The following is a 15752-nucleotide window of genomic DNA, read 5'->3' as shown; positions in this document are numbered from 1 at the left end:
GGTCGCGGGGGCGCCGCCGTCGGGCATTCCCCAAAGCCCGGCCAGGGCGGGATCGGCGGTCCAGCCGCGTTGGGCGATGTAGCGGATGAAGGAATTGGCGAAGGCCAGCACCGGCACGGCGAACAGGGCGCCGAGGATGCCGGCCACGCTGGAGCCGGCGGCCACGGCCAGGATCACGGCCACGGGGTGGAGGTTGACCGCCCGGCCCATGATGAACGGCTGCAGCAGGTGGCTTTCGGCCTGTTGGACCAGCAGCACTATGCCGAGCATGATCAGCGCGTTGACCCAGCCGTTGGCCACAAGCGCCAACAGCACGGCCACGGCGCCCGTCACGAGCGCACCGACCACGGGGATGAACGACCCCACGAAGACCAACACGCCCAGCGGCAGAGCCAGCGGGACCTGGATGATGGCGGCACCGGCGCCAATGCCGACGGCGTCCACGGCGGCCACCAGGATCTGCACGCGCACGTAGTTGCCCAGGGACAGCCAGCCGCGCCGGCCGGCACCGTCCACGGCGGGGCGGGCGCGGTGGGGGAAGAACCTGACCACAAAGGACCAGATCCGATCGCCTTCAAGGAGGAAGAAAATGAGGATGAACAGGGTCAGCAGCAGGCCCGCGGCGAAGTGGCCGAAGCCGGTGCCGATGCCCAGCGCCTTGGAGAGGATGGCCGAACTGTTGTTTTGGAGGGCGTCGAGCGCGTCCTTCAGGTACGTGTCAATTTGGTTGTCGCTCAGGCCCAGGGGGCCGGAGGTCAGCCAGGCCTGGATTTGGATCAGCCCGGTCACTGCCTGCTTGCTGAGGTCGGCGATGCCGGAAACCATTTGCCGGCCGGCCACGTACAGCCCGCCCAGCACCAGGGCCAGCAGCCCCAGTTCCGTGACGGCCACGGCCAGCCCGTTGGGCAGGCCGATCCTGCGCAGCCAGCGCACCACGGGACGCAGCAGCGCGGCAATGAGGGCGGCCACCATGAGCGGGATGACCAGGATGGTCACGTAGGACAGCAGCCACACGAGCATGCCCGCAACCACCAGGACCAGCCCCACGCGCCAGGCCCAGGCGCCTGCCGCCACCATGCCGAACGGGACAACGGGGGGCCTGGCGGGGAGCCGGCCCTCGGGTTCCTGCTGCAAAGGCATCATGGACCAATAATTCCCCATGTGGCAGCAATACTTAAACTCGCGTCCATTTCCCGGCGCGCGGCCGCTGGTGCACGGGCCGCGCAGCCCGGGCCCGCGGGCCCCGCAGCTCAGAGTCGGCTCCTAAAGCTCGGAGTCGATCCCCCACCGCATGGTGAACGATTCCCCCGGTTCAAGCCACCTGAGCCCGTTGCCGGAATTGAACGCGTTGGCCGGGCCGGTCATGGGTTCCATGGCCACGGCCAGCGAACGGCCCGGGAAGTCCGGGGTGATGAACACGTGGACGTAGGCCACGGAGGAATCGTGCCACAAACTTACGCTGCGCCCGTCCGGGGCCGACAGCGTGTGCCGGGCAACGCCGTCGTGCGGGGAAATTTGCGGGGAAACAGCCGTGAACGCGAGGTCCGTGAACGCAGTGTCCATGCGCAGTTCCCCGACGGGGCGGCCGTGGCGGAGGTCGTGGGCGGCGTCAACGGGCAGGGCCTGCGTGGGGATCATGCGGTCGTTGGCGGCGAGCCAGGTGGCGGCGTCGACGGTGATGGACAGCTGTTCCGTGTCCACATCGCCGAGCCGGAAGTACGGGTGCGCGCCGAGCACAAAGGGCGCCCGTTCGGGGGAATCGTTGACCAGGGTCTGGGACACCCGCAGCGCCCCGGAGGGGGTGAGTTCGTGGCGGACCTGGTGGCGGGCCAGGAACGGGTACCCGTGCTGGGGGTGGATGGCGGCCTCCTGCAGCACGTGGCTTTCGGACTGCTCCAGCAGGGCATACCCCGTGTTGCGCAGGAGCCCGTGGATGGCGTTGTTGCGCGCCACCTCGGTGATGTCCAGCTGCTGCGCCTTGCCATCGAGGTGCCAGAGGCCGCCGTCCACGCGGTTGGCAAAGGGCGCCAGGGTGATGCCGGCGGCGCCCGGTGCAATCACGGATTCGCCGTATGACTCCACCAGTTCCACGCCGCCGCGGTCATAGTGCCGCAGCCCGGCCGCCAGGGAAACCACCACGGCGGTGGCTCCGGCGCGGCGCAAGGTGTATTGGGGGCCCGTGGCAGCCCGCGGGCCGCTTTCCGCAAGGGGTGTACTCATGGTGCAACGCTACCGCGCGGTGTGCGGAAACTTCGCCTATTTTTGCCCATGTTACTGCCGAAAAGTTGTAGTTAATGTAAGATTTTGTTTGAAAGTATGTGTTTTGAACATTTCAAGCACCATCCACTCCAACGGCATTCAACAAGACAGGGGCTAACATGCTGGCACCCGAACGCCAGGCACGCATCCTCAAGCAGCTTCAGGTCCACGAAGCCGTGCGCGTGGCAGACATCGCGGCAGCGCTGAACGTCAGCGAAATGACCATCCGCCGGGACATTGAATCCCTGGACGCGAACGGCCTGGCCCGCAAGATCCACGGCGGCGCCACGCGGCTGGCCCGGCTCAGTGCGCTGGAACCGGGCTTCCTGCTGAACGTGGACAAGGAGCTGGACGCCAAGCTCGCCATTGCCCGCGAGGCCCTGGAACTGGTCCGCCCCGGCATGACCCTGGCACTGACCGGCGGCACCACCACCTACCAGCTGGCCGTGCACCTGGCCGCGGCGCTGGAGGGCTTGGGCCACCTGACCGTGGTCACGAACTCGCTCAAGGTGGCCGAGCTCCTCTACCACCAGCAGGGACGCGCCGACTGCAAGGTCATTGTCACGGGAGGTGAGCGGACGCCGTCGGAAGCCCTGGTGGGACCCGTGGCCCGCGCGGCACTGCACACCCTGAACACTGACATCTGCTTCATGGGCGTGCACGGGCTGGACGCGGACCGCGGCCTGACCACGCCCAACCTGCTGGAGTCGGAGACCAACGCCGCCTTCATCGAATCCACCCGCCGCCTGGTGGTCCTGGCGGACAGCTCCAAGTTCCACGTCCGCTCCCTGGCCACGATCGCCCCGCTTTCCGCCGTGGACACCATCATTACGGACGACGGCGCCGCCCCGGCCACGCGCGAGCTGTTTGCTTCCCGGGTGCCCACCTTCACAGCGGTGGCCGTTCCGGCCGATACCACCAAGAACCAAACCAGGAAGTCCTCATGACGATTGCCACCAGCACCCGCTTGGCCGACGGGCGCGAGCTCATCTACTTTGACGAGGGCTCTGCGGCTCACTCCCACGCGGCCGTGGACACCCGTCCGCTGGACCCGCGCTCGGAGGAAAACACCGGCGAGCTGCGCTTTGACGCCCTGACCGGCGACTGGGTGGCCGTTGCGGCGCACCGCCAAACACGCACCTACCTGCCCCCGGCCGACCAGTGCCCGCTGTGCCCCACCACGGGCGCCAACCTTTCCGAGATCCCGGACTCCGCGTACGACGTGGCCGTGTTTGAAAACCGCTTCCCGTCACTGGGCCCGGCCGTGGGCACCATCCCGGAGCACCCTGGCTGGGGCACGCTGGGGCGCGCCTATGGCCGCTGCGAGGTGGTGGCCTTCACCTCCGAACACACCGGATCCTTCGGCGGGCTGTCCACAGAGCGCGCCCGCACCGTGATTGATGCCTGGGCCCACCGCACCGAGGCCCTGAGCGCACTACCCGGCGTCAAGCAGGTATTTCCGTTTGAAAACCGGGGCCAGGAAATCGGCGTCACGCTGCACCACCCGCACGGGCAGATCTATGCATATTCGTACGTGCCGCCGCGCAGCGCCGTCATGGCGGCGGCGGCCCTGGCGCACTTCCAGGCCTCGGACGGGCGTGAGACGCTGCTGGGCTCGATCGTGGAGCAGGAATCCGCCTCCGGGGAGCGGATGATCGCCCAGGGCCGGCACTTCAGCGCCTATGTGCCGTTTGCCGCCCACATGCCCCTGGAAATCCACCTCACCCCGCACCGCCACGTGCCGGACTTTGCCGCCCTGAACGATGCCGAGCGGGACGAGCTGGCCGTCATGTACCTGGACGTGCTGCGCCGCCTCGACAACCTCTATGACACCCCCACCCCGTACATCGCGGCCTGGCACCAGGCACCCCTGGATTCCCTGCTGCGCCCGGCCGGCCGCTTCCACCTGGAGCTGACGTCCCCGCGTCGCGCGGCGGACAAGTTGAAGTTCCTGGCCGGCTCCGAGGCCGCCATGGGTGCATTCATCAACGACACCACCCCGGAGGACACGGCCGCCGTGCTGCGCCAGGTGTCCACCGCACCCGCCATTTCACCTGCCCCCTCCCAGGCCGCCGCCTTCGCGCCCGCGGCCGGCACTGAGCCGAAAGTCACCGTCAAATGAACCAGCCCCTGACCCCGGAAGCCATTTCCGAGGCCTTCACCACCGCGTTTGGACACGCCCCCGACGGCGTGTGGTCCGCGCCCGGCCGCGTCAACCTGATCGGCGAACACACGGACTACAACGAGGGCTTTGTGCTGCCGTTCGCGATCGACCGGGCCGCCTGCGTGGCTGTCCGCCTCCGCGGCGACAACACAGCACGGCTGCTCTCCAGCTACGGCGACGCCGGCATGGAAACGGTGGACCTGTCCACGCTTTCCCACGACACCATGGACGGCTGGACGGCCTATCCGCTGGGCGTGGTCTGGGTGCTGCGCCAGATGGGCGTGGGGATTGGCGGCTTTGACCTGTTCCTGCATTCCACGGTGCCGTCCGGGGCCGGGCTGTCCTCCTCCGCCGCGATCGAGTGCGCCGTGGCCTCCGCCTTCAACGAGCTGGCCGGGGCCGGGCTCTCCGCGAACGAACTGGTGCTGGTGGGCCAGCGGGCCGAGAACGAGGTGGTCGGGGCGCCCACGGGCATCCTGGACCAGTCGGCCTCGCTCCTGTCCACCGAGGGGCACGCCGTGTTCCTGGACTGCCGCACGCAGGAATCCCGGCTGGTCCCGCTGGACCTCGCCGCCAACGGCCTGCTCATCCTGGTGGTGGACACGAAGGTCACGCACGCCCACGCCACCGGCGGCTATGCGGCCCGCCGCGCCTCCTGCGAGCTGGGCGCGGAGGTGCTGGGCGTAAAGGCCCTGCGCGACGTCACCGCGGCGGAGCTGCCCGAGGCCGCCGGCCTGCTGGACCCGGAAACCTACCGCCGGGTGCGCCACATTGTCACCGAGGACCAGCGCGTGCTGGACACGGTTGCCGTGCTGGACGACGCCGGCCCGCGCGCCATTGGTCCGCTGCTCACCGCGAGCCACGCCTCCATGCGGGACGACTTCGAGATTTCCTGCGAGGAGCTGGACCTGGCCGTCGACACGGCCCTGGCCCACGGCGCCCTCGGGGCGCGCATGACGGGCGGCGGCTTCGGCGGTTCTGCCATCGCGCTCATCCCGGCGGCCGAAGAGCCCGCGGTGCGCGCCGCCGTCGTCGGCGCCTTTGCCGCAGCCGGGTTCACGGCCCCGGACATCTTCGCCGTCTCCCCCGCCCAGGGCGCTCTCCGGGTGCTGTAGCTTAAGCGAAAAGACGGGCCTCGACAGACTCGACCACCGGTGGTCGAGCCTGTCGAGGCCCGTCTTGTTTTGGAGTTAGTCGTTCCCTCGCAGAACGGCCAGCAGGCGCAGGATCTCCACGTACAGCCACACCAGGGTAACCGTCAGGCCAAAGGCGGCCGTCCAGGAGTACTTGGCGGGCAGGCCGTTCTGGACGCCGCGCTCAATGGAGGTGAAGTCCACGATCAGCGAGAACGCGGCCAGGCCGATGGCGAGCAGGCCCAGGACAAAGCCGAAGGGAATGGTGGTGCCGGGAATGTCCATGCCGCGCATGCCCCACGGGTTGCTGGTGGCGCCGAACATCATCATGCCCAGGTTGATCAGCGAGAACAGCGCGTAGCCGCCCAGCGCAATCATGAAGAAGCGGGTCATTTTCGGGGTGGCGCGGACCTTGGCGTTGCGGAACAGCACCAGCGTCACGGCGAACACGCTCAGCGTACCGATCACGGCCTGGAGCACAATGCCGGGGTACATGTTCTCGAGGAAGCCTGACAGGCCGCCCAGGAACATGCCCTCAAAGGCGGCGTAGCACAGGATCAGTGCTGGCGAGGGCTGCTTCTTGAAGGAGTTGACCAGGCCCAGGACCAGGCCCACGATCATGCCCGGGAGCATGAGGATTGGCACGATCCAGCCCAGTGCGGCGCCCACGAGGACCAGGGCGAGGGTGCCCACGGTCTTCATGATGACGTCGTCGTAGGTCATGCGGCCGGTCTGCTGCGCATTCGCGGACGGCTGGTTGTACATGTCCTGCAGCTGCTGGGCGGAGAACTGGCCCTGGGCACCCATGGTGTCCGTGCCGCCGCTCAGGAAGCCGCGCCGTACGGCCGGCGAGTCCTTGAAATTCTTGTTGTTGGCAAAGACCGGGTTTCCACCAAGTGCCATGGTGCTGATTCCTCCGAAATAGGGGGTAAATAGTCTTTTCAGTCTACCCAGTACCACGTGTGGCCACTAATTTTGGTTCCCTGTACGGGATTAGTTGTCTGGTACCCCAGGTCGGACTCGAACCGACACTGAATGGATTTTAAGTCCACTGCCTCTGCCATTGGGCTACTGGGGCGCAGGGACGCACGCGTGCGGGCTGCTTGTTTAACATTACTGGATTCGGTGAGGGCGCCGGAACCGGTGCGGCTGCGCGCCGTCAGAGCCTGTTGAAGGGTTCGGCGTAGCGAAAACGCCCGCGGATGCCAGGGTGGAAGGCGGCCAGGGGCAGCGCCATGAAGTGGGAGCCCCAGGACGGGTCGGGCGAGGCGATGCCCACTGAATCCGCCGGCACGAAGCCAAAACGCGGGTAATATTCGGTGCTGCCCAGCAACACGATGGCCGGCTCCCCCAGGCCGTTCGCAGCACCGATGGAGGCCTTGACCAGGGCCGAACCCACGCCCCGGCCCTGCCGCGCGGGGAGCACGCCGAGCGGACCCAGGCCGAGCGCGGGGGTGTCCCCAATCCAGGCGCGGGTGCTGATGACGTGCCCCAGGACGGCCCCGTCCGGGGATTCCGCCACGAGGGACAGCTCGGGGATGTATTCCCGGGCGGCAAACAATTCCCGGAGCAGGTGGGCCTCGACACCCTCCGGGAAGGCGGCCTCGATGAGTGCCAGGATTTCCGGCCGGTCGGGGGCCCGCTCTCGACGAATCATCATCGGGCCAGTCTATTCCGCCGCGCTGCGGCAGCTGCGCCAGGGAACCCGGCCACGTTCTGCCTTTTAACGGCCGACGGCGGCACTCCCGCAGGTGGGGAGGGCCGCCGTCGGGCGTGGAGACGGGGACTACTTGGAGGCAGTGGCCTCTTCCTTGGCCTCAGCCTCGGCCGGTGCAGCGTCAGCCGGAGCGGCCGGAGCTTCGGCCACCGGGGCGGCAGCCGGGGCCGGGGCGGCAGCCGCAGGCTTGGGCTTCGGGGTGGCGGCGGCAACAAAGGAGCCACGCGGGTCGGCCAGGTTTTCCAGCTGGGTGAGGTCGCGGCCGGCGAACATGGCGACGAACCAGTCGGTCAGCACGCGGTACTTGCGTTCCACGGTGGGCATGGCCAGGCCGTGGTAGCCGCGGTGTGCCACCCAGGCCAGCGGGCCCTGAAGCTGGATGCCCATGATCTTGGCAACACCCTTCCACTGGCCGAAGCCGGCAACAGCACCGAGGTTCTTGTGCTTGTAGCCCTTGAGCGGCTTGTTAAAGCGGCTGGCCCACAGGTTGGCGGCGAGGCGCTTGGCCTGGCGCAGCGCGTGCTGGGCATTGGGCACGCAGGTGCCGTCCGGCAGGCCGCCGGTGACATCCGGGACGGCTGCAACGTCGCCGGCTGCCCAGGCGTTTTCAATGACGCCGAACTCGCCGGAAACCTGCAGGTTCACGTTCACGGAGACGCGGCCGCGCGGCTCGATCGGGAAGTCGGTGGAGCGGACCATGGGGTTGGCCATGACGCCGGCGCACCAGATGAGGGTGTCGACGTCGAACTCGCCGGCAGGGGACTTGTCAGCCATGTTGATGAGCTGGAGGTGGTTGTTCTCGGCATTGGCCAGCGAGGTGTTCAGCAGCACCTCCACGCCGCGGCTGCGCAGGTGCTCCACAACCCAGATGGCCTGGGCTTCGGTGACCTCGGGCATGATGCGGCCCATGGCCTCAACCAGCACGAAGCGCAGTTCGGACTGCTCCACGCGGTCGTTGAGCTTGACGGCGTCGCGGGCCATGTCCTCGAGCTCTGCGATGGTCTCGATGCCGGCGAAGCCGCCACCCACCACAACAAAGGTCAAGGCGCGCTGGCGCTTGGCCGGATCGGTCTCGGTGGAGGCCTTCTCAATGAGGGACAGGACCTGGTTGCGCAGGGCAACAGCTTCCTCGATGGACTTCAGGCCGATGCCGGACTCGGCCAGGCCCTTGATCGGGAAGGTGCGGGTGATGGCACCGGCAGCCACGACCACGTCGTGGTAGCCCAGCTCGAACGGTGCGCCGCCGTCGGCCGGGGCCACAACAGCCTTGCGGTTCTCATGGTCAATGGCGGTGACGGAACCCTGGATGAGCTCGGTCTGCTTGAGGTGCTTGCGGTGGGAAACCACGGCGTGGCGGGCCTCGATGTTGCCGCCGGCCACCTCGGGCAGGAACGGCTGGTACGTCATGTAGGGCAGGGGGTCGACCAGGGTGACGATGCCACCGGACTTTGCGATCTTCTTCTGCAGCTTGAATGCAGTGTAGAGGCCTACGTAGCCGCCGCCGACTACAAGGACGCGCGGGCGGTCTGAAAATGTGGGAGTGTGTGCCATGACTCCATCATACAACCTTTGTGAAAACATTCACTTGTGAGTTACACGGGGACGTAATCGACGGCGTTCCGCGGTGTCAGTGCTTGCGCCGGGCCAGGAAAAGGTGCGTGGCCCCGCCCGCCAGGATGAGCACCAGCAGGCCGGAAAAACCCAGCACGATTGCCTGCGGCGCGGCACTGGTCAGCTTGGCCGCATCGAGGGCCTTGGGCACCGGCCTGTCGCTCAGGGTGGGCTCCGTGGCGGGGGCGGTGCTGACCGTGGCGCCCTTGGCCGGCGGCGCAACCTGGCCGCGGCGGTGGACGCGGATCCAGTCCGCAATGCTGCCCAGCGGATTCGCCTGCACCAGCGGCACGTTGGCCGTCAGGGCGGCTTCGGCGTCGAGGATGCCGTAGCCGTAAATCGCGTTGGGCGTGCCGCCGCCCTTGGGCTTGGCCGTGGAGATGATGCGGTTGATCACCTGGGCGGCGGACATCTGCGGATACTTGGAACGGATCAGGGCCGCCACCCCGGACACTATGGGTGCCGCGCCGCTGGTGCCGCTCCACCGGGCGTAGCCGCCGCCGGGCAGCCCGCCAGCCAGGTCCTCGGCGGGGGCGCTGACGCCGATGCTGATGCCCTGCGAGGACGAATCCACGCTGGCCGTGCCGTCCTTGTCCAGCCCGCCCACAGCCAGTACGCCGGGTATGGTGGCCGGTGCGCCCACCTGTTCGCTGCCCGACTTGCGGTTGCCGGCGGCCGCCACAATCACCACGTCCTTCGCCTCGGCATAGGCAAAAGCCGAGTCCCAGCTCTCCGGCCAGGCGGTGGACGTGCTGCCCAGGGACATGTTGATGACCTTGGCGCCGTGGTCCACGGCCCAGCGCACGGCCGCCGGGATTTGGTCGTCAATGTTCTTCCCGGCAGGGTTCTCGCTGCCCAGCCACACGGAAATGCTCAGCAGCTCCGCCTTGGGCGCCACGCCGATGACGCCGTCGGGCCCGGCCCCCACCTGGCCCGAGGCGCCCGCGGCACCCGTGGCACCGCCGGTGGCCGACGGGCTGGGGTGGCCGCGGCCCGCAAGCATGGTGGCCACCAGGGTCCCGTGCTCGGGTTCGGCCCCCACGCCCTTGGTGCCCCCGGCCGCGCCGGAACCGGACATGTCGATGCCGCCGGCCACGGCACCCTTCAGGTCGGGGTGGCTGGAGTCAATGCCGCTGTCGATGACGGCCACCTTGACGCCTTCGCCCTGCGACACATTCCAGGCCTGCGTGATGCCGTACTGCCCCAGCCAGTATTCACGGCTGCGGATGTCGTCCGCGGACGCGGCGGCGGCCCCGGCGAAGACCATTGCGGCCGCGAGGGCCAGGGACAGCGACGCCGCCCTGAACCTGCGGGCGCGACCGTGCGGCGGGCATGTCACTTCAGGCATGGACGCTCGTTTCCGTTGCTGGTTCCCGTGCGGGGATGTGCGGCCCGTCAGGGGAGGTCCCCGGCCGCTCCCAGGGCGATTCCGTCCAGAATATCGTGCTCGCTGGTGGTGGCGGACGCAATCCGCCCCGCGGTGAGGATGGCAAGCCTGCGCAGCACGGTGCGCCAAATGAGCGAGCCGGCGCCAATCACGTCCACCCGGCCGGGGTGCATGAACCCCAGCGCCGCCCGTTCCGCCCGCGTCATTCCCAGCAGCTCACTGGCCGCGAGGTCCACCCTGTCCAGAGGCACGACGGCGGCATGAATCGCCTCACGGTCATAGCTCGCCAACCCGAGGGCCTGGGCCGTGATGGTGGTGACCGTGCCGGCCACGCCGACCACCCGGGTCACGTCGGCCAGGGGCACCCCGGCCAGCACGTCCAGCAGTTTGGCTTCGACGGCGGCCTCCGCTGCCGCAACTTCCGTTTCCGTGGGCGGGTCGCTGCGCAGGTAGCGTTCGGTGAAGCGCACACAGCCCATGTCGGTGCTGGTTGCGGCCTGGACACCGCGCGAATTGCCCACCACAAACTCGGTGCTGCCGCCGCCCAGGTCAACCACCAGGACCAGCTCGTCATCCAGCGCAGGCAGCACGCTCACGGCCCCGGCGAAGGACAGCGCAGCTTCCTCCGCGCCGGAGACCACTTCCGGTTCCACGCCAACACGGGCCTTGATGCCGTCAACGAACACGTCCCGGTTGCCGGCGTCGCGCGTGGCACTCGTGGCCACAAACCGCACCCGCTCCACGTTGTTGGCCCGGATCAGTGCCGCGTAATCCTCCGCGGCGGCGAAGGTGCGCTCCAGCGCCTCGGGCGCCAGCATGCCGGTGGCGTCCACGCCCTGGCCCAGCCGCACCACCCGCATTTCCCGGTGCACGTCAGTGAGCGTGGTGGCGCCGCTGGCCGTGGTGACATCGGCAATGAGGAGGCGGATGGAATTCGTTCCGCAGTCGATCGCGGCTACGCGCATGTCTGCAACCTTTGAGTTGGGGTGGATTTTCGGGACGGGCGGGCAGTCAGCCGGCCTGGGCGCCGCCGTCGTTCTTGGCATTGAGGTTCTTCACGTGGCGGCTGAGGTCCCTGCTGGGGACTGCGGCGGAATCGTCCCAGGCGCCGGCGCAGCGGCACTGGTCAGGGGTCCACCAGGGGGCCAGCGCGGCCACCGCCTCGTCGCCGAGGGGGTTGACGCCGGGACCGGCCGCCAGCGCGTGGCCCACCAGCACATGCAGGCACTTGACGCGGGTGGGCATGCCGCCGGCGGAAATGCCGTCGATTTCCGGAACGGGGCCGGTGCCTGCGCGTTCGCCGATTTCCTGGCGGGCGGCAATGTAGGCGTGGTGGGCGGCCAGGTAGGCGGCTGCCAGCTCGGGGTCGCTGTCCAGCCGTTCCGTCATCTCATTCATCAGCCCTGCCGCCTCCAGGCGCGACGCCGCCGCCGTCAGCACCGGATGCGTCAGGTAAAACGTGGTGGGAAACGGGATGCCGTTGCCGAGCCGGGGCGCCGTGGCGGCCACCAGCGGGTTGCCGCACACGCAGCGGGCCGGGATTTCCACCACGTCCCGGACCGGCCGGTTGAGCTGGCGGCTGAGGGTGTCGAGATCGTGTTGCGTGGGCGTGCGCCCGCTTGCGGCGGGGCTGGGCGTTGCGGGCACGGCGGCCTTTCCTTGGGGCTGTTCTGCTGCGGGGTCCCGGTTGGCTGTCCGGGGCCCCTGTGATGTCCGACGGCGGCCCCTTGGCGTCTGGGACTTTCGGGGCTTCCTTGGTTCCTTGGCTTCCGGGGTTCACCCCGGGCAACCGGGGTCAAGCTGCCATTTTACCGTGGACGGCGGGCGTCGTGGTGCTATCCCGCGGGCGTGGTGCTATCCCGCGGGCGTCGTTGCCGGCGCGGTGGCCTTGGGCGACGGCGTTGAGGGCTTGGGGGTTGCAGCCTTGGGCGATGCAGCTGCGGCCGACACCTTGACCTCGGCCGACTTTTGGACCGAGGCCCACAGCCCGTCCACCCATGGCTGGGTGGTGACAACGGTGGCGTTTTTCGCGGAGGTGGCCGTCCCCGTCGTGGCCGCTGTCCCGTCCGCACCGGCCAGGCCGTTGGCGCCGTAGACCCAGTAGCCCGTCTCCCCCGGCATCAGCATGCTGACCCTGTCGCGGGCCTGCTGCCTGACGTATTCGGGGTCGTCCCACCGGGCCAGCTCCTGCTGGAAGGCACCCTGCTGCGCCGTCTTGGTGGCGATGTCCTGCTTGAGGGCGGAGATTTCCGATCGCTGCTGCATGAAGGTGTGGATGTTCGGCGCCAGCAGCACTGTCAGGACGGCCATGACCAGACCCACCACCAGCAGCCGCCCGTTGAAGGACCTGGCCGGGACGGGAGTGGCACCTGCCGCACGGGCGCCGTCGTCGTTCTTGGGGTTGGCGGTCCCGGAACCGGCGGGCACGTGCCCGGCCTTGGGGGCTGTGGGACCGTGGGCTGTGGGGCCGTGACCCGCATGGCCGGGGGCTGTGTGGCCCGTGTCCTTGGCAGCCGCGTCCTTGGCGGACCCGTCCTTGGCGGCCCCGCCCTTGGCCGGCTTGCCCGCCTGCCCCGGCGCGCCGTTCACCCCGGCATGGAACTGTGCGCTGGGCACTTTGGGACGACGCGTGGCCATGGTTCTCCTGAAACTATTGCGGTTGCCCCGGGCGGGAGGGGCCGACCGGGCCGTTAAACCCGGACGGGCCGGCAACGTGGCTTAGGTGTGTATTCCACCTTAGCCAGTTGCCGGCCCGCCAGCCGCCATTGGCGCGGCGATGGCGCCCCGTGTGCCGGGATGTTGCGCCGTCGGCTGCTGTTTTGGGGCCTGGTGGGGCTATGCCTTGAAGCGCGGGAAGGCGCTGCGGCCGGCGTAGCGGGCGGCGTCCTCGAGGTCCTCTTCGATGCGAAGCAGCTGGTTGTACTTGGCCACGCGCTCGGAGCGGGCCGGCGCGCCGGTCTTGATCTGTCCGGCGTTCGTGGCGACGGCGATGTCCGCAATGGTGGTGTCCTCGGTTTCGCCGGAGCGGTGCGAGGTGATGGTGGTGTAGCCGGCGCGCTGGGCCATGGAAACGGCGTCGAGCGTCTCGGTCAGGGAGCCGATCTGGTTCACCTTCACCAGCAGCGAGTTGGCCGTCTTGGACTCGATGCCGCGGGCCAGGCGCTCCGGGTTGGTGACGAAGAGGTCATCGCCCACGATCTGGACCTTGTCGCCGATGGCGTCGGTCAGGGTCTTCCAGCCCTCCCAGTCGTCCTCATCCAGGGGATCCTCGATGGAGACCAGCGGGTAGTCGCGGACCAGCTCTTCGTAGTAGGCGCTCATTTCGGCGGCCGTGAGGGACTTGCCCTCGAACTGGTAGGTGCCGTCCTTGAAGAACTCGGAGGAGGCAACGTCCAGGGCCAGGGCAACGTCCTTGCCTGCCTCGTAGCCGGCGCGCTTGATGGCTTCCAGGATCAGGTCCAGGGCAGCGCGGTTGGAGGGCAGGTTCGGGGCGAAGCCGCCCTCGTCGCCCAGGCCGGTGGAGAGGCCCTTTTCCTGCAGCACGGACTTGAGGTTGTGGTAGACCTCAACGCCCCAGCGCAGCCCTTCGCTGAAGGTGGCCGCGCCCAACGGGACAACCATGAATTCCTGGATGTCGACGTCGGAATCGGCGTGGGAGCCGCCGTTGAGGATGTTCATCAGCGGCACGGGCAGGACGTGGGCGTTGGGGCCGCCCAGGTAGCGGTACAGCGGCAGGTCCGCGGAGACTGCGGCGGCGCTGGCCACGGCCAGGGAAACGCCCAGGATGGCGTTGGCGCCGAGCTTGCCCTTGTTGGGGGTGCCGTCCAGTTCCAGCATCATGGAGTCGATGAGGCGCTGCTCGGTGGCGTCAATGCCCACCAGTTCCGGGGCGATTGCCTCCAGCACGGCCTCGACTGCCTGCAAAACACCCTTGCCCTGGTAGCGGGCCTTGTCGCCGTCGCGGCGCTCCACTGCCTCGAAGGCACCCGTGGATGCGCCGGAGGGGACGCCTGCGCGCCCCACTGAACCGTCGGCCAGGAGCACCTCGACCTCAACGGTCGGGTTTCCCCGGGAATCCAAAATTTCGCGTGCGTGAATGGCTTCAATGAGTGCCACGTATTGCTCCTTTTTTGAGCTTCGAGCGGATATAGGTCGACCTCGCTGTCGGGACAATCCTAACTGCTCGGCGTGATCCGGCCCTCTTTAATACGCCGGCAGCGTCCCTTCACGAGCAATGTTGCGGGGAACCTGCGGGAAGTTGCGGGGAACTTGCACCGATGCTGCAGGTGGAGGCCGCAATCCCTTGCCGGGCGCGTGACTGAATCCCTGTCAATTTGCTGGGAATTACGCTCCAACTCTTGTTCTTTATGAGAATAGCGATATATCGTTAACTATCGGTGAACGGGTTGCCATCACGACACCCGGGCAACCGACGGCCGAACCCCCTGAACGGCCCCATCCCCAAACCATTCCCAAAAAATCAAGGACTTTCCACCATGAATGACATCAACAACCAACAAGACAATGATCCCGCTGGCGGACTGCCGGAGGACGTCGGCGGGCCCGGCTTTGGCGGGCCCGGCTTTGGCGGGCCCGTCTTTGGCGGGCCCGACGCCGGCCACCACGGTCCGCACCACGGCCACCACGGCGATTTCGAGCACCACAGCGCCGAGCACCACGACGACTTCGAGCACCACAGTGCCGAGCACCACAGCGCGCACGATGACGACTGCCCAGACGACGATTCCGGCCACCACCATGGCCCGCATGGCGATTTCCGCCCAGGATTCGGACGGGGCTTCGGCCCGCGCGGCGGAGGTTTCGGCCCCGGCTTCCGGCCTGGTTTCGGCCCGGGCTTCGGCCCGCGCGGAGGCGGCTCCGCTCCCCAGGACGACGACGGCGACTTTGGCCCGCATGGCGACTTTGGCCCGCGCCGCGGTTTTGGCCCCGGTCCGGGCCGCGGATTCGGCCCTGGATTTGGTCCTGGATTCGGTCCCGGACTGGGCGGCTTCGGCCCGGGCTTCAAGGGCGGTTTCGGCCGTGGCGGGCGTGTCCGCAAGGGCAACGTGCGCAGCGCCATCCTTTCGCTGCTTAGCCAGCACAGCTACAACGGCTACAGCATGATCGGCGCCATCGCCACCCACACCGACGGCGCATGGCGTCCCAGCCCCGGATCCATCTATCCAGCCCTGGCCTCATTGCAGGCCGAAGGGCTCATCGAGTCCACCGGCAAGGGCAAGCGGACCGAATTTGAATTGACGGAGGCCGGGCGCACGTACGTGTCCGAGCACCCCGAGGAAATGGCCGCGGTCTGGGCCGACGTCAGCGAGGAAGCCGGTGCGGGCACCGAGTTGCGCCAAAGCATCAGCAAGCTGATGGGTGCAGTGCAGCAGATCGGCTTGGCCGGCACGGAGGAACAGGTGAAGGCCACCACCGAGGCCCTCGACGCCGCCCGCCGCACCATTTACAAGCTGCTCGCAG

General features: G+C 68.3%; 14 protein-coding genes and 1 tRNA gene. 4 read left to right on the top strand and 11 right to left on the bottom strand.

Annotation, left to right across the window (positions count from 1 at the left end; translation table 11 throughout):
- Both LPN03_RS18875 and LPN03_RS18870 read right to left on the bottom strand, forming a co-directional pair.
- Positions 1-1143, bottom strand: a 1143-nt coding sequence (locus LPN03_RS18875; protein WP_262455482.1) for an AI-2E family transporter, incomplete at its 3' end; no start/stop codon positions are given.
- Between the two features lie 120 nt (positions 1144-1263).
- Positions 1264-2220, bottom strand: a complete 957-nt coding sequence (locus LPN03_RS18870; protein WP_262455481.1) for an aldose 1-epimerase family protein — start codon at positions 2218-2220, stop codon at positions 1264-1266.
- Between the two features lie 158 nt (positions 2221-2378).
- Between LPN03_RS18870 and LPN03_RS18865 the strand changes: the two genes are divergently transcribed.
- The 3 genes from LPN03_RS18865 to galK are packed head-to-tail and all read left to right on the top strand — an operon-like array spanning position 2379 to position 5538.
- Positions 2379-3206, top strand: coding sequence for a DeoR/GlpR family DNA-binding transcription regulator (locus LPN03_RS18865; RefSeq protein WP_165181395.1), 828 nt, complete (start codon positions 2379-2381; stop codon positions 3204-3206).
- Positions 3203-4381, top strand: a complete 1179-nt coding sequence (gene galT, locus LPN03_RS18860; RefSeq protein ID WP_262455480.1) for a galactose-1-phosphate uridylyltransferase — start codon at positions 3203-3205, stop codon at positions 4379-4381. Before LPN03_RS18865 ends, galT begins: the two co-directional genes overlap by 4 nt.
- Positions 4378-5538 carry a galactokinase gene (gene galK / locus LPN03_RS18855; protein ID WP_262455479.1) on the top strand — a complete coding sequence of 387 codons (1161 nt, stop codon included), beginning with the start codon at positions 4378-4380 and terminating at the stop codon, positions 5536-5538. The genes galT and galK overlap by 4 nt, the downstream gene beginning before the upstream one ends.
- A gap of 75 nt (positions 5539-5613) precedes the next feature.
- Here galK and LPN03_RS18850 read toward each other — a convergent pair whose 3' ends face one another.
- The 9 genes from LPN03_RS18850 to eno all read right to left on the bottom strand — a co-directional run bounded on the left by LPN03_RS18850 (position 5614) and on the right by eno (position 14387).
- Complete coding sequence (locus LPN03_RS18850) at positions 5614-6459, bottom strand: Bax inhibitor-1/YccA family protein (protein ID WP_262455478.1); 846 nt, start codon at positions 6457-6459, stop codon at positions 5614-5616.
- A gap of 99 nt (positions 6460-6558) precedes the next feature.
- Positions 6559-6634, bottom strand: a tRNA-Leu gene (locus tag LPN03_RS18845).
- A gap of 81 nt (positions 6635-6715) precedes the next feature.
- Positions 6716-7216, bottom strand: coding sequence for a GNAT family N-acetyltransferase (locus LPN03_RS18840; protein ID WP_262455477.1), 501 nt, complete (start codon positions 7214-7216; stop codon positions 6716-6718).
- Between the two features lie 126 nt (positions 7217-7342).
- Complete coding sequence (locus tag LPN03_RS18835; protein WP_262455476.1) at positions 7343-8824, bottom strand: NAD(P)/FAD-dependent oxidoreductase; 1482 nt, start codon at positions 8822-8824, stop codon at positions 7343-7345.
- 76 nt (positions 8825-8900) lie between these two features.
- Complete coding sequence (locus tag LPN03_RS18830; protein ID WP_165181389.1) at positions 8901-10232, bottom strand: S8 family serine peptidase; 1332 nt, start codon at positions 10230-10232, stop codon at positions 8901-8903.
- Positions 10233-10279: 47 nt separating this feature from the next.
- On the bottom strand, positions 10280-11236 hold the full coding sequence (locus LPN03_RS18825) for a Ppx/GppA phosphatase family protein (RefSeq protein WP_165181388.1): 957 nt from the start codon (positions 11234-11236) through the stop codon (positions 10280-10282).
- Positions 11237-11282: 46 nt separating this feature from the next.
- Positions 11283-11918, bottom strand: a complete 636-nt coding sequence (locus LPN03_RS18820; RefSeq protein ID WP_165181387.1) for a DUF501 domain-containing protein — start codon at positions 11916-11918, stop codon at positions 11283-11285.
- 207 nt (positions 11919-12125) lie between these two features.
- The gene (locus tag LPN03_RS18815) at positions 12126-12908 is read right to left on the bottom strand and encodes an FtsB family cell division protein (protein ID WP_262455475.1); all 783 of its coding nucleotides are present in this window, start codon (positions 12906-12908) and stop codon (positions 12126-12128) included.
- Between the two features lie 198 nt (positions 12909-13106).
- On the bottom strand, positions 13107-14387 hold the full coding sequence (eno, locus tag LPN03_RS18810) for a phosphopyruvate hydratase (RefSeq protein ID WP_262455473.1): 1281 nt from the start codon (positions 14385-14387) through the stop codon (positions 13107-13109).
- Positions 14388-14767: 380 nt separating this feature from the next.
- Here eno and LPN03_RS18805 point away from each other — a divergent pair.
- On the top strand, positions 14768-15752 hold a 985-nt coding region (locus LPN03_RS18805; protein WP_262455472.1), incomplete at its 3' end, for a PadR family transcriptional regulator.

It is taken from the genome of Arthrobacter sp. A2-55 (genome assembly GCF_025548615.1).
Lineage (GTDB): Bacteria > Actinomycetota > Actinomycetes > Actinomycetales > Micrococcaceae > Specibacter > Specibacter silviterrae.
The sequence above is the reverse complement of the archived record's forward strand: the minus strand, read 5'-3'. Positions and strand labels throughout refer to the sequence as shown.